This is a genomic window from Pseudomonas fjordensis, assembly GCF_976987115.1.
Genome location: NZ_OZ336860.1, coordinates 3,530,276 through 3,544,379, shown reverse-complemented (window position 1 = coordinate 3,544,379; position 14,104 = coordinate 3,530,276). Strand labels below are relative to the sequence as shown.

Sequence of the window (14,104 nt, the reverse complement as noted above, 5' to 3'; positions counted from 1 at the left end):
TTAACAATTCGTGGCTGGGCTTAAGCTCCGCTAGCGCTTCAGGTGTCCGGGTTGGATAAGCGCTCGGCTTCAGGTGCTGCACCAAACAATTGATCCGCGATGTGCCGGCCCCGTTCCAAGCCTTCCGGCGTCAGCCAAATGGATTTGCTTTTGTTTACCGGATTTCGGATAAAGCCTTGCTCATGGAGTCGGTTCATTATCTGAAAGTCGTAACCTTTCCATGAGTTGCCCTTATCAAAACTGAAGGTGGTCAGCAGGGCAAGTACGGTTTCCTCAATCCGTTTTTCGTCGTATTCCATAATGGGTACTCCGCTTGAATTCCACAGACCCTGTCTAGCTTAGCGCAGCATTTCGCTTGAAGAGTTATGATGCCAATCCCGGTTTTGATCATGGACGAAAAATCTTGGCGACTCACTCTGTCAGTCACACGTTGGGTGCACCGTCTGAACTCAATTATTACGATTGCAGGTCGGTGCCATTGTCGACTGAGATCAGCGCGCTGGATGCCTGGAACATCATGACCGCCGAAACGGGACCGCTGTTAAAATTGGCCTTTAGGATCAGAGATGGGATTTCTTCAAGGTTTGGCGTTAAGCGCATCGGCGGGTTCTCCGGCAATCGGCGCGTGACGGTGCAAGCGGGTGAGCGGCTTGATTTTTTCCTGGTGGAGGACTGCGCGCCGGATAGGCTGGTGCTGACCGAGCGTGACCGGCACCTGGATGTGATGATTTGCCTTTCACTTGCTGATCGTGTGCTTACGATCACTTCATCGGTGATCACCCACAACACCTTTGGGCGCCTCTACATGCTGCCGGTGGGGCCGGCGCACAAGCTGATCGTCAATCGGCTAATGACCCGCTTGCAGCGCAAGCTGCAACAGCTTTGAATCTAGAAAAGACTCCCTCAACACAATTTATTCTCCGTCAGAGCTTTCGCGCTTTAACGATACAGCTAAAGCGCTGGATCACAGCGCAACGCTCCACACCGCCAGTTCATACCCATCTGGATCGGTGAAGTGGAACCTGCGGCCTCCTGGAAACGCAAACGTCTGGCGAGTAATCACCGCGCCCAGCTGTTGAAGCCGCTGCTGCACACTGTCCAAGTCATCGGCATACAAGATAACCAAGGGCCCGCCCGGTCGCACAGGCTCGCCGGTGGTGAAACCGCCCGTGAGCCGGCCATCGCTGAATTCGCTGTAGGTGGGGCCGTAGTCGACGAACGTCCAGCCGAATGCAGCGCCGTAAAAGGCTTTACTGCGGGCGATGTCGCTTACGTTGAACTCAATATTGTCGATCTGTCTGTCTTTACCGGCTGTGCTCATGGTGGCCTCCGCGGCTCGTATCTTAGGCCGCGAGTGTAGCGGATCCGTGCCTGTCCATTTCCCACGCGTTCAAGGATGAAACCTGCGCCCCAACGCATCCAGCCGCACCGCGATCGGTGGCAGACGTTCGCTGCTACGCGCGAGTGTCTCGACGTCGTCGGCGGTGTTCTGGGCGATGCTTTGCACCGATTGCAAGCGCTCGACGATCTCCAGGTTGGCCGAGGTCTGCTCGCGGGTGGTGGTGACAATGTGGCCGTTGAGTTGGTCGATGTGCGCGATGTCCTCGCCCACCGCCCGTAGCATGTCCACCGCCTCTTGGCTGTCGGCCACGCAGCGCTCTACGCCTTCGCGGCTGGCGTGCATGGCTTCGACGGCTTGGCGGCTGCCGTGTTGCAGGCCCTCGATGATGCTCTTGATTTCCTGGGTGGACAGGGCGGTGCGCTGGGCCAGGCTACGCACTTCATCGGCCACCACGGCAAAGCCACGGCCTTGCTCGCCGGCGCGGGCGGCTTCGATGGCGGCGTTGAGGGCCAGCAGGTTGGTCTGGTTGGCGATGCTGCTGATCACTTCCAGCACCGAGCCGATTTGTTCGGCCTGCACCGCCAGGGATTCTACGGTCGACTCCGTGCCGTTGATGCGCGAAGCCAGTTGGCTGATTTCATGCTGGGCGCGGCCGACGCTTTCCTGGCCGCGCACAATCTGCTGGCTGGCCTGGCCCGCATGTTCCACGGCCTGTTCGACTTGCACCGTAATGTGGCCCATGGCGTCTTCCATGCGCTGCATCGAGCCGGTCATCTCGCCGATCTGTGCCAGTTGATGCCGTGCGCCTTTTTCCAGGGTGCCGCTGGCGCTGGCCAGTTCCTGGCCGAGCTGGCCCAGGCCATGGGAGTCGCGGGCGACGCCGTCGATCAGGTGGGTGAGTTGCTGCAGGAAGTGGTCGAACCGCTTGGCGAGGGACACGTGGGCCTTGCTTTCACCTTGGGCGGTTTCCACGGTGAACTGCGAGGTAACGGCGAGCATCTTCTCCAGCATTTCCTGGCTCTCCACCGCTTCGGCCTGGCTATGGACGGCGAGGTAGAGCAGGGCGACGGTCTCCATCACCACATAAAAGGCGTGGACGAAGACCATCGTCCAGCCGCCGTGATGCTCCATCACAAACACCGGGAAGCCCTGATGCTGCAAGGCATGGAACACCACGTGATGCACCGCGATGGTGAGCGCCGCTACCAGGATCGGCAGCCAGTCACGGTAGAAGGTCAGCACTGCCAACAGCGCGAAAATGCCGAAGTGGGATTCGATCACCCCGTGCGCCTGGTTGATGTGCAACGCCGCCATCACCATCAAGCCGGCACCCAGTGCACAGCGCATCACGCGGGTGCCGCCGATGACGCGGTACAGCGCCGTGAGCACCACGCCGGTGCCTCCCCCGACGATCACGGCCTGCATGAGGGTGTCGTGCCAGAACGCCAGGCCGAGGGAGAACAGCAGCATTAACCAGATCAGTGCCAGCATGATGCGGTCGGCCTTGCGATAGTGCTCTAGAAAACGGACGGGCATTCACTCTTACTCCATGAGAGGGGGCGTCGAGGTCAAGCAAGCACGCGGTGTGCCACACAGGCGCTCCGCTGTGGAGTCAAGCAGATGTTAAGGATTGTCGCCGGTTACCCACGCGTTATCGGCACGCGGGTGCGGGACTTTAAGAACCAGCCCTTTCAAGGTCTTTTCGTTTTGGCAGCCTTGATTACCCTGTCTGTTGAAACATGCGCATTCACCGCCGTGCCTTGCACCCATGTCTTGGGTTTAGGCACCTTGGGGCCGCGGGGACTTTTCGCAACTTGTTTGGGTTGGATGTTTCTGGCCAGCTCCAACAAACGCTGGGCCAACTTTTCCACAGGGATGGCGGGAAGATATTCCGAGGGCAGTGCAATCTGCATTCCCTCATAACCACTCCTGACCTGGACCGCCAAGTGATAGATCGAGGCTTCCCAGCCATCAGGCTGGGTCTCCCGATGGGCTTGCTCCACGCTTCGCTTGAGTACGGCCAGGACGTTGTAGGCCAACACTGCCGTAGTGAACCCGAGCAAGGCGGCCTCTGGGCTGCCGAGAGTTTCGATTTCACTTTCCAGGATCGCTTCCAGTCGCTGGAACATACCTTCAATGCTCCAGCGGCGGCGATAGAGTTGCGCGATCTGCTCAGCGCTGACGTTTTCAGGCAAGTTGCTCCAGAACATCAAGCTGCTGTCACCCGAGTCTGTTGGCGAATGAAGCGTCAGTTCGACGCGCCGACATTGGTAACCGCCTCTGACCTGGATGATCTGCTCACGCACAGAGCCTGTTTCCACAGGCACGGGTTCTTGCCACTCACCCTCTTGAATCAGGCGTGGATGTTTGGCTTGCTGGCGAATGACAAAGGACGTCTGGACCTGCTCACAAGCTTCCATTACCGGAAGCGTGCAGTAGAGTCGGTCAGCCAGCCACACCTGGCCCGGTTCAGCATTAGCCAACAGAGGCAACACGCAAACGCGCTCGCTGGCGTAGGCATCCTCACATGCCTGAAGGTCGATGACCTGATCGAGATCAGGATCGTAGACCACTACCGAAAAACCGGGACGAGCCGCACCTCGCTCCTGGCGTAAAGCCCCCAGACGCTTCTCAGTGGATGCCAGGTGATTGCCATCTACCACGCGAACCTGCCAGTCCGGCAGCATCGTCGTGCAACCCAGTTCTTTGATGGTTGGAGTCAGTCGTTGCGCACTACCGGTGACCAGAGCGCGCAATAGCGCGGGTTCAGTACGACTGATCTTGTCGTAAAGCGCCGCCAAGCTGACAGGGAGATCTTCCAGTTGCCGCGCGGCGGCGTGCAGGGATGGCTTCAAGCCCAATGAAACAAGGGACATCAGCTTGATTATGGTCGAGAACAGTAGTTCACGAGAATACTGCCGTTGCCGATGTTCTTCGAAGACCTGATCGACCCACTCAGGGGCAATAGCTTGTTCCAGCGCCAATTTGGCCATGACGCTGGCAGGTGCTTTTTTCTCGAAACGCGCTAGAACATCGGCCCACATCGTTTGGGATCCCTGAATGAAATTTCAGGGGATTTTACCGAAGACCTTGAAAGGGATGACTTTAAGAACGGCTGCCCGAGCGGGCAGCCGAGGTTGCCGTGAGCCTCAGAAGCTGTACTTGGCAGTCAGCATCATGTTGCGGGGGCTGCCATAGGAGTCGCCGCCATAAGTCACTGAGTTGGAGATGGACTGGTAGTAGTGGCGATCAAAGATGTTGTTGGCGTTGAGCTGCAGGTCCAGGTGCTGATTGACCCGATAGCCCGCCATCAAGTCGGTGACGGCGTAGCCGCCTTGCTGGAGCCGATAGTTGCTGCCGTCCGCGAGCTTGATGTCGTTGTACATGCGGCTCTGCCAGGAGATATTGCCGCCGACTCGGAGTTTTTCCAGCGGGCCCTGGAAGTTGTAGCGGGTGGTCACTTTGAACAGATGTTCCGGGATGTCGGTATCGAACTGCTTGTTGACCTTCTGCGGGTTGGCGTCGTCCTTGATGGTGTGGGTGCGCGCATAGGTATAGCCGCCGCCGACCTGCCAGTTTTCAGTCAAGGCGCCTTGCAGTTCGAAGTCGATACCCTGGCTGCGGATTTCGCCCGAGGCTTCGGCACAGGACGCCTGTGGGCAGTTGGGCACCACCACCGGCACGGCGCGGTTTTCCTGGTCGACGCGGAACAACGCCACGCTGGCATTGAGCGTGCCACCGAAGTATTCGCCTTTGACGCCAACTTCATAATTTTTACCGACGATGGGCTTGAGTGGGGTGCCGGCTGTGCTCTTTTCCTTTTGCGGCGTGAAGATGTCGCTGTAGCTCACGTATACCGAATGCTGGTCGTCCAGGTCGTAGATCAGGCCGGCGTAGCGGGTGAGGTTACGGGTGACTTTGTAGTCGCCGGCGGCATCACGGTTGTCGTAGTCGTACCAGTCCAGGCGAGCGCCGAGGATCAGCTTCAGCGGGTCAGCCAGGCTCAGGCGGCTGGTCAGGTAGAAACCGTCTTGGGTGGTGACTTCGCGCACATTGTTGGTGCGGGTGAAGTTCGGCTTGCCGGCGTTGATCGGCCAGTTGAGGTCGTACGGGCTGTAGTTGTGGGTGGTCATGTCGTAGATGCGCTTGCTGGCGCCCACCACCAGTTCATGGGCACGGCCGAACGCCTCGAACGGGCCGCTGGCGAAGGCGTCGAGCCCGGCCTGGTTTTCATCGTAGCTGGCCTGGTACACCGTGCGGCCCAGGGTGCTGTTGGTCCAGCGCGATTGGTAGGAGCCGGAGAACAGGGCGTTCTGTTCGGCATAGTTGGCGTTGACCTGCAGGCTCCAGTCATTGGCCAGGCGCTGGCGCAGCTCGGCGAACGCGGTGTTGATTTCCTGGTCCTTGTTTTCCCAATCGGTGCCTGGGTTGTAAGAGCGCGACAGGTCCAGGTGGCGGCCATCGAGGCCGACCATCGAAGCGCCCCAGAAGTAGTTGGTCTTGTCCTTTTGGTTCGAGTAACCGAGGGTTAGGGTGGTGTCTTCGCCCAGGTCGGCTTCGGTGACGGCATAGAACAGGCCGTGATCCTGTTCAGCCTTGTCGATGAAGCTGTTGGCATCCCTGTAAGAGGTGACGACGCGACCGCGCCAGGTGCCGCTGTCATTGAGTGGGCTGGAGGCGTCGAGCTCGCCTCGGTAGTCGTCCCAGCTGCCGACGGCGCCGGTGAGCGTGACTTTCTGCTCGTCCAGTGGCCGCTTGCGGATCAGGTTGATGGCGGCCGAAGGGTTGCCCGCGCCGGTCACCAGGCCGGTAGCGCCGCGCACCACTTCGACACGGTCGAACATTGCCAGGTTCGGCTGGGCGCCTACCGAGGCACCGTTGTAGCCGCTGGGGATACCGTCATACATGAGGTTGTCGATATCGAACCCGCGTGCGGTAAAGCCTTGTCGGCCAGGGCCGTTGGAGTAATTGAGGAACAGCCCCGGCGTGGCGTTGACCACGTCGTTGATGCTGGTCATGGCCTGGTCATCCATGCGCTGGCGCGTGATCACGGTGACGGCCTGCGGGGTTTCGCGCAGGGTCAGTGGCAGTTTGGTTGCGGTCTTCATCGAGCCGGTGGTGTACGACTCGCTGCCTTCGGTGGTTGCGCCAAGCTGTTGGCCGGAGACCTGGGTGGCGCCCAGCTCAATGGTGGCAGGGGCTTCGGCGTCGGCGGCCATGGCCGCATTGGAGGTTGCTAGAGCGATAGTGATTGCCATCAGACTGGGTGTAAAAACGTTGCCGCCGCATTGTTGCACAGACATGAAAGTAGGGCTCCCCAAGCGCCGTCCGTGGCGAATAATAAATCTGTTGATAATTATTCGCATCAGTTTGGCAGATTGAGTCTGTAGGGAAAAGCCCGAACGCTGTAGGAGCGAGCTTGCTCGCGAAAGACTCACTGGCGCCGCGTTTATTCAGGAAGCCCGCGTTATCGTTGAGGTTTTTCGCGAGCAAGCTCGCTCCTACAGGGGGGTGTTCAGGTGAACAGGATTTCGTAGGGCTCGCGCATGCGTTCCAGCAATATTTGCGCGAGCATCGGTGGTAAGCCGATCTGCGGGTCGCCCACCAGTTGGCTGGCGTAGGCATGGGCGGCGTGCAGCTTGCGCGCGACGGTCCAGGTGTCCAGGCGGACCTTGCGCGCACGTTGCCAGGGTATTACCGCGCTTTCCCGGGCTGGCCAATGCCAGGCCCAGATCGGCAGTTCATACAACTGCGCACCCACCAGGCTGCACGCCTTGGCACTCGCGCGGCCAACGGCATCGTGGTCGTCATTGCCGTCGTTGCGCCAGGTGGTAAACACCACGTCGCCGGGTTGCAGGTAGCGCGCGATGAATTGGCTCATGGGCTGTTCACGGGCGGCCAGGGCGTCATCACAAAACCCGCCACGAATCCATTTCAGGCTGTGCAAGGGCATGCCCAATCGGCGCAGGGCCTCGGCGCTTTCCTGGGGGCGCACCACGCTCAAGCGGCTGGCCGGCCATACTTGAGAGCCCGGATGGCTGGCGCTGCCATCGGTGATGGAGATCAATTGCAGTGGATGCTCCTGGGTGCTGAGCAGTTGCAGCAAACCGCCGCACGCCAGCACTTCATCGCCCGGGTGCGGGGCGATCACCACCACGCGAGCGCCGCGCGGTACCAGGGTGTTCAGGGAGATGATGGGGGTTTGCGCCAACTGCGGCGCACTGTTCCAGATTTGCGCGGGGCCGCGGCGGCCTTCGCTTAAGGAGGCAGGCTTCATGGGTGTCACATCCTTGTCGGTTGATACCGGGTCGTACCCCGTTGACGGGACGACGCTCTTGTCTTCACCGCAGGCTCCGCTGGGGTGAGTGCTGTGCGAGGCGTTAGGAGCATAGACAGGCATGGGTGTCTGCACAACTTTGGATGCGATGCCACATAACAGTCGACGATTAGCCTGGCGTCTCACGATCCAACTGTGGGAGCGGGCTTGCTCGCGAAAACGGTGGGTCATTCACCATCAATGTTGGCTGGGCCGACGTCTTCGCAGGCAAGCCAGCTCCCACAAGGATCTGTGCCAGGCGCTGATTTTGTGGGCAATACATGACCAGTGTGGGAGCTGGCTTGCCTGCGATGGGCATAGGTATCTACACAATTTTGTAGGTTGCAGCAGCCAACGGTAACCACGATGCGAAGCGAGTCGCTCTTGATCTTGATCTGCTTTTGATCTCAGGCGCCCCGTTAAACCACGCTGGCCGAACGCAGGCTTGAATTCGTGGGTAACCCGGCAGGACGCCGGGTTAGCCGCCCCGCGCCATGGATGGCGCGTGGCGGCGGCCCACGGATTCAAGCCTGCGTTCGGGCACACCGAGCCCAAGCGAGGTGCCGAGTGGTGGGGCAAGAGCGTTTTGCTTACTTTTGCGCTGTTCAAAAGTGAGCCGCTGTCAGAGCGGAACCCTAAGTGGCCGTTACCTAAATAACGGATATGTACCCGGTCCAACTGTGTTGACTGTCAGGCCGCCTTCGCGAGCAAGCCCGCTCCCACAGGTTGATCTCGGGGCGTCAGGTAGAAGCATCGGTTGTCCGGTCGTCACGGGAGCAAGCTCCCTCGCCACAGGTTCGGCGCAATACCCGAAGTTGTGTAGATACCTATGCTGCGATGGGCCTGTTGTTGAATGCGTTTCCGTTTTCACCCAGCCTGCATCAAGCTCTTCAAATAGTCCCCAAACCCACCCTCAGCCCGACAATCCAGGCGCGCGCTGGTCACCACTTGCGGTGCATGGCTCCAGGCAATAGAAGCGCCGCAACGCTCCAGGTCGCGCACCAGCTGTACATCCTCGTGGCATTCCAGCGGTTCAAACCCTCCGGCCTCTACATAGGCGCGGGCACTCACGCCCAGGTTGGCACCGTGGATATGCCGATGCCCGTCGCGGGCCTGGTAGGCCTGGTGATAGCGGATCTGCGCAGCCGGGTCGAAGCCTTCGCTCCAGGCGTCTACGGTGACTGTGCCGCACACCGCGTCACAACCTTGAGCCAGTTGGGCCACCAGCCAGTCAGGGGCGACGCGGCTGTCCGCGTCGGTACAGGAAATCCACCGCGCGCCTTGCTCCAGCAAGTACCGTGCACCCACGCCGCGGGCATGCCCCACATTGCGGGCCTGCACGTGCAGGCAGTGCACTTGGTGGGCCTGAGCTATCGCCGCGCTGGCATCGCTGCAGCTGTCGAGTACTACCAGAATCTGTACCGCTTCACCCAGCAAGCCAGGATGGTCGGCGGCGATTCGCGCAGCCTTCAGGCAACCATCCAACCAGGCTTCTTCGTTATGTGCCGGGATCAGAATACCGATCATCGTAAGTCCTCGTGGCGAGCGACCGAGGTGCCGTCGAGGCTCCACAGGTCGAGCAGGAAGTCCGGGTCCTGGTACTGGACCAACGGTGCTCCACCCAGACGCTGTTGCAGCACGGTGTGCACCTGTTCGGCGGTTTGCGGGCAACCGTCAATGGGCGCTCGCCAATGGCAGGCCAGGAGTTGACCGTCAGCGGTCAAGGAGGCGAGGGCGCAATCGATCAGACGATTCAAATCATTTGCATCAAGGTAGTAACAAAGCTCACTCAATACGATCAGTTCGAACTGCCCGCTGGGCCATTGCTCCGGCAGGCGGCGCTGCTCCACGCGGGCATGAGCAAAACGCTCCAGCCGCGCCTGTGCCAGCCGCACCGCAGCGCTTGCAGTGTCGCAACACAGCAGGCGGTCGCAACGTGGCGCCAGCTCGGCACTCAGTTCGCCATTGGCACAGCCCGGCTCGAATATCGACGCATAGCGCGGCCGTGTCAGCATGGCTAAGGTCAGGGCGCGCTTGCGTTGTTCGTACCAGCGTTGGCGAAAAGCCCAGGGGTCGTCATTGCCAGCAAACAATTGGTCGAAGTAGGGGGTTGCCACACTCATACGAACACCACTTCAAAAGGTTGCAGCAAGCGCTCCACCACATAGGGCGCCAGCACCGGAGGCAGGCCGATTTGCGGGTCGCCCTCCAATTGGCTGGCAAAGGCGTGGATCGCATGGCGTTTGCGCGCCACTTGCTCGGCGGTCAGCGGGATTTTGCGCGCCCGATGCCAGGGCACTTTGTGGTCTTCGGCGGTGGCCCAGTGCCAGGTCCATACCGGCAGTTCACACAACACTGCGCCCACGGCCTTGGCGGCCTTGGCGCTGGCGCGGCCCACGGCTTCATGATCGCAATGCCCATCCTCGCACCACGTGGCGAACACCACGTCGTTGGGCTTGAGGTGGCGCTGGATAAACTCGCACAGCTGGGTTTCGCGCTCGGCCACATGGCTGTCGGCAAACCCGCCGCGCAGCCATTTCAAACTGTGCAGCGGCAAGCCAAGGCGGTGCAGGGCCTGGGCTGATTCCTGCGGGCGCACCACGCTCAAGCGCTCCACCGGCCAGCGCCGGGAGCCAGGGTGGCTGGCGCTGCCGTCGGTGACGGAGATCAACTGGATGGGGCGATCCAATGCAGCCAACCCTTGCAGCAAGCCGCCGCTGCCCAGCACTTCATCATCCGGGTGCGGGGCGACGATCACCGCTCGATGCCCTGGCGGCACCAACTGCGCCACGCTGATGTGTGGCAACTCGGCCAACCGTTCAGAGTTTTGCCAGTGGCTTAACGGTGTGCCCTGGCCAACAATCGGATTGGGCCTCATAGCTCCCATCTCCCTGTAGGCGCGCCAGCGACGTGTTCGCCCAAAGCGGCCAAGTCGCGTTCGGCATGGCTTTGCCGCACATACACCGGCAAATCCGCCATCAACTGGGCAAAGTGCGGGTCCTTGCAATACGGCCCGGCGCCGACCGCACGGCCCACATGGTGGATCACTTGCTCCACCGTATCTTCGATACACGCGCGCGTCTGTTGCGCCAGTTGCCGCGCATCGGCGCGTGGCTGGCGGTCGATCTGCGCGGCGCTGGCGCGTAACACGCAGGCGGCACTGTTCAGGGCGCTGTCGACCGCGCCGAGATGGGCCAGCGCATGGGGCTCCGCACGCGTGGCACATTGGGCGCGCAGCACTTCACCCAGGCGTTGCGCCGCGCCGTACCAGCACGCGGCGATGCCAATGCCGCCGTGCCAGAAGCCCGGGCGGGACAGATAGTCGCCCGGGCCACCCACGGCAATCCCCCTGGCGGCGCTGAACAGGATGTCGACGCTACCGGTCGCCGCCATGCCCACCGCCTTCCAACCTTCATCCGTCACCGTGATGCCGGGCTGATCCATCGCCACGGCCACCAGTTGCTGGCGGTCCTCTTCGTCCCAGGCCGTCAGCAAGCCGTGGCTGACCACCGCCGCACCGGAACACCAGGCTTTGCGCCCCTCGACGAGCAATCGCTGGCCGTCGCGGCGCACGCGCACCTTGGCGGTCGGCGGCTCGGCTGCCCACATGCCCCAGGTGCTGCCCAGCGGCGGCAAGGGGCTGTCGAGTTCGGCAATGATCGCCAGCGCATCGGTATGGCCTTCGAACAACTTGCACAGGCGCAGGTCATGCCCGGCCACCTGAGCCAATTGGCTCAAGCGGGCCAGGGTATCGCCGCTGCCCGGCAACGGCAGTTGATCAAGGCCTTCCTCTTGAAGGGCCCTCAGCGCATTGCCCAGGGCTTGCGTGTCGGCATAGCCCCGGTAGCCCCGAAGGAAACCGTGCAAGGCCATTTCACACCTCGCCTTCGTGCTGCAGTTCAAACAGCAGCAGCGAGCGACCGGTGACCGCGTACTCATGCTCGAAATCAAAGCGTTCCTGGCCACGCACAGCCGGGTCGTTGGTGTCGAGCAGGCAGGTCCAGAACTCACCCTCTGGTACCGGTGGCAGGCGGAAATTGACCAGGTCATGATGGGCGTTGACCACCAGCAGCAAGGTGGCGTCGGCCCCGGCGCGGCGAATCCCGGTTTCCTGGGCGCGGCCATCCATCAGCATGCCCAGGCAACGGCCCTGGCTGTCTTCCCATTGCTCGGTGGTCATCTCGTTGCCGTCCGGTGCCAGCCAGGTGACATCCTTCACGCCGATGTCTTCGTTGTAGTCGCCCACCAGGAAACGCCCGCGCCGCAGGATCGGGTAAGCCAGGCGGAGCTTGATCAGGCGCTTGACGAACTTGAGCAGGGCCTTGCCGTCATCGTCCAGGTCCCAGTTGACCCAGCCGATTTCGCTGTCCTGGCAATAGGCGTTGTTGTTGCCGTGCTGAGTGCGAGCGAACTCGTCCCCGGCGACGATCATCGGCGTGCCCTGGGCCAGCAGCAGGGTGGCGAAGAAGTTGCGCATCTGGCGCAGGCGCAGCGCGTTGATCTCCGGGTCGTCGGTAGGGCCTTCGACACCGTGGTTCCAGGACAGATTGTTATTGCTGCCGTCCTGGTTGTTTTCGTCATTGGCCTCGTTGTGTTTGTCGTTGTACGACACCAGGTCGTGCAAGGTGAAGCCGTCGTGGGCGGTGATGAAGTTCACCGAGCTGTACGGCCTGCGCCCACGGTGGTTGAACATCTCGCCCGAGGCGGTCATGCGCCCGGCGAAGTCGGCGAGCTGGCCGTCGTCGCCTTTCCAGAACGCCCGCACGGTGTCGCGGAAGCGGTCGTTCCATTCCACCCAGCCCGGTGGGAAGTTGCCCACTTGGTAGCCACCGGGGCCGCAGTCCCAGGGCTCGGCGATGAGTTTCAACTGGCGCAGGATCGGGTCCTGGCGGCAAGCCACGAGGAAACTGTGGCGCTCATCGAACCCATCGCGGTAGCGCCCGAGGATGGTCGCCAGGTCAAAGCGGAAGCCGTCGACGTGCATCTCGGTGGCCCAGTAACGCAGGGAGTCGGTGACCATTTGCAGCACGCACGGATGGCTCAGATCCAGGGTGTTGCCGGTGCCCGAATCGTTGATGTAGAAGCGCTTGTCGTCGGGCATCAGCCGGTAGTAGGAGGCGTTGTCGATGCCGCGCATGGACAGGGTCGGGCCGCGTTCGTTGCCTTCGGCCGTGTGGTTGTAGACCACGTCCAGAATCACTTCCAGCTTCTGCTCGTGCAGATGCGCGACCATCTCCTTGAACTCTGCGATCTTGCCGCTGGCCAGGTAGCGCGGGTCGGGGGCGAAGAACGCAATGCTGTTGTAGCCCCAGTAGTTGGTCATGCCTTTTTCCAGCAGATGCTGGTCGTTGACGAAGGCGTGCACGGGCAACAGCTCGACCGAGGAAATGCCCAACTGACGGATGTGCTTGAGTACGTCATCTTCCATCAAGCCGGCGCAGGTGCCACGTACTGATTCGCCCACCGAAGGGTGGCGCATGCTGATGCCGCGCAGGTGGGTTTCATAGATGATCGTGCGGTCCCACGGCACCCGTACCGGTTGGTCGTTGCCCCAGGTGTGCGCCGGGTCGATGACCTTGCACTTGGGCACGAAGGGCGCACTGTCGCGTTCATCGAAACTGAGGTCGTCGTCCGGGTGGCCGATGGTGTAGCCAAACAGCGCTTCGGACCATTTGAGTTCGCCCACCAGTTGCTTGGCGTAGGGGTCGATCAGCAGCTTGTTGTGGTTGAAACGGTGACCATTGGCCGGGTCATACGGGCCGTATACGCGGTAGCCGTAGATCAGCCCAGGGTGAGCATCGGGCAGGTAGCCATGAAAGATTTCGTCGGTGTATTCGGGCAGTTCGATGCGTTCCAGCTCAACCTCGCCGGTATCGTCAAACAGGCACAGCTCCACTTTGGTGGCGTTGGCGGAAAACAGCGCAAAGTTCACACCCAGGCCATCCCAGGTGGCGCCAAGGGGGAAGGGCAAACCTTCACGGATCCGCGACGGCTCATTAACCGGCGTCGCTGTGGTGTTGTCGGGTTTGCTCATCGAGTTGCTCCTGCAAGGGGTCTTTTTTTTCGGGCCGAACGCCACCGTACTGACGGTGCTTCAGCGCATGGCATGGACGGAAAAGGGCCTGCAGCGCGCATTGCGTGCTGCAGGCCCGAGAAATCATGGGGCGGGCGGTTTGGGCTTCTTCGGCGCGGCGGGTTTCTTTGCCGCAGGCTTGGCGGCGGCAGGCGCAGCCGGCTTGGGCTTGGCCGCCGCCTTGGGCGCGGTTTTCGGCTTGGCGGCCGGTTTAGGCTTGCTCGGCGTCAGCGCCTCGGCTTCGGCCAGCTTGCGCGCCATCTCCCAGTGGCGATCATGGGCGCCATCGGGCTTGCCTTCAGACTCCCAGATCTGATGCGCCAGTTCGCGAATGCGTTTGTCTTCTTTACTCATCACAAACTCCTCACAGAAA

At 61.3% G+C, this 14,104-nt stretch carries 13 protein-coding genes; 1 reads left to right on the top strand and 12 read right to left on the bottom strand.

The window, feature by feature from the left end; translation table 11 throughout:
- Positions 1 to 38 precede the first annotated feature (38 nt).
- Complete coding sequence (locus ACWHXD_RS15815; protein WP_032897066.1) at positions 39 to 299, bottom strand: DUF6429 family protein; 261 nt, start codon at positions 297 to 299, stop codon at positions 39 to 41.
- 101 nt (positions 300 to 400) lie between these two features.
- Here ACWHXD_RS15815 and ACWHXD_RS15810 point away from each other — a divergent pair, with 101 nt between their 5' ends.
- Entirely contained in the window at positions 401 to 886 is a 486-nt protein-coding gene (locus ACWHXD_RS15810) for a DUF2867 domain-containing protein (RefSeq protein WP_083610656.1), read from the top strand.
- Positions 887 to 964: 78 nt separating this feature from the next.
- On the opposite strand, the gene ACWHXD_RS15805 is transcribed toward ACWHXD_RS15810, so the two are convergent.
- The 11 genes from ACWHXD_RS15805 to ACWHXD_RS15755 form a co-directional block, all read right to left on the bottom strand.
- Positions 965 to 1,321, bottom strand: coding sequence for a VOC family protein (locus tag ACWHXD_RS15805; protein WP_057711800.1), 357 nt, complete (start codon positions 1,319 to 1,321; stop codon positions 965 to 967).
- Between the two features lie 69 nt (positions 1,322 to 1,390).
- Positions 1,391 to 2,083, bottom strand: coding sequence for a methyl-accepting chemotaxis protein (locus ACWHXD_RS15800; RefSeq protein WP_256204046.1), 693 nt, complete (start codon positions 2,081 to 2,083; stop codon positions 1,391 to 1,393).
- Positions 2,084 to 3,033: 950 nt separating this feature from the next.
- A complete protein-coding gene (locus ACWHXD_RS15795; RefSeq protein ID WP_499085056.1) occupies positions 3,034 to 4,335 on the bottom strand; it encodes an IS4 family transposase in 1,302 nt (433 codons plus the stop codon).
- A gap of 156 nt (positions 4,336 to 4,491) precedes the next feature.
- Positions 4,492 to 6,645, bottom strand: coding sequence for a TonB-dependent siderophore receptor (locus ACWHXD_RS15790; RefSeq protein ID WP_138763577.1), 2,154 nt, complete (start codon positions 6,643 to 6,645; stop codon positions 4,492 to 4,494).
- A 212-nt stretch (positions 6,646 to 6,857) separates the two neighbouring features.
- A complete protein-coding gene (locus ACWHXD_RS15785) occupies positions 6,858 to 7,619 on the bottom strand; it encodes a PIG-L deacetylase family protein (RefSeq protein WP_138763579.1) in 762 nt (253 codons plus the stop codon).
- Between the two features lie 906 nt (positions 7,620 to 8,525).
- Positions 8,526 to 9,185, bottom strand: a complete 660-nt coding sequence (locus tag ACWHXD_RS15780; protein ID WP_138763581.1) for a glycosyltransferase family 2 protein — start codon at positions 9,183 to 9,185, stop codon at positions 8,526 to 8,528.
- On the bottom strand, positions 9,182 to 9,781 hold the full coding sequence (locus ACWHXD_RS15775; RefSeq protein WP_138763582.1) for an SAM-dependent methyltransferase: 600 nt from the start codon (positions 9,779 to 9,781) through the stop codon (positions 9,182 to 9,184). Before ACWHXD_RS15775 ends, ACWHXD_RS15780 begins: the two co-directional genes overlap by 4 nt.
- The gene (locus ACWHXD_RS15770) at positions 9,778 to 10,536 is read right to left on the bottom strand and encodes a PIG-L deacetylase family protein (RefSeq protein ID WP_098951333.1); all 759 of its coding nucleotides are present in this window, start codon (positions 10,534 to 10,536) and stop codon (positions 9,778 to 9,780) included. The genes ACWHXD_RS15775 and ACWHXD_RS15770 overlap by 4 nt, the downstream gene beginning before the upstream one ends.
- Entirely contained in the window at positions 10,533 to 11,531 is a 999-nt protein-coding gene (locus ACWHXD_RS15765; protein ID WP_098951334.1) for an acyl-CoA dehydrogenase family protein, read from the bottom strand. The genes ACWHXD_RS15770 and ACWHXD_RS15765 overlap by 4 nt, the downstream gene beginning before the upstream one ends.
- A 1-nt stretch (position 11,532) precedes the next feature.
- The gene (glgX, locus tag ACWHXD_RS15760) at positions 11,533 to 13,692 is read right to left on the bottom strand and encodes a glycogen debranching protein GlgX (RefSeq protein ID WP_125970132.1); all 2,160 of its coding nucleotides are present in this window, start codon (positions 13,690 to 13,692) and stop codon (positions 11,533 to 11,535) included.
- 123 nt (positions 13,693 to 13,815) lie between these two features.
- The gene (locus ACWHXD_RS15755) at positions 13,816 to 14,085 is read right to left on the bottom strand and encodes a DUF2934 domain-containing protein (protein ID WP_003191595.1); all 270 of its coding nucleotides are present in this window, start codon (positions 14,083 to 14,085) and stop codon (positions 13,816 to 13,818) included.
- Positions 14,086 to 14,104 lie beyond the last annotated feature (19 nt).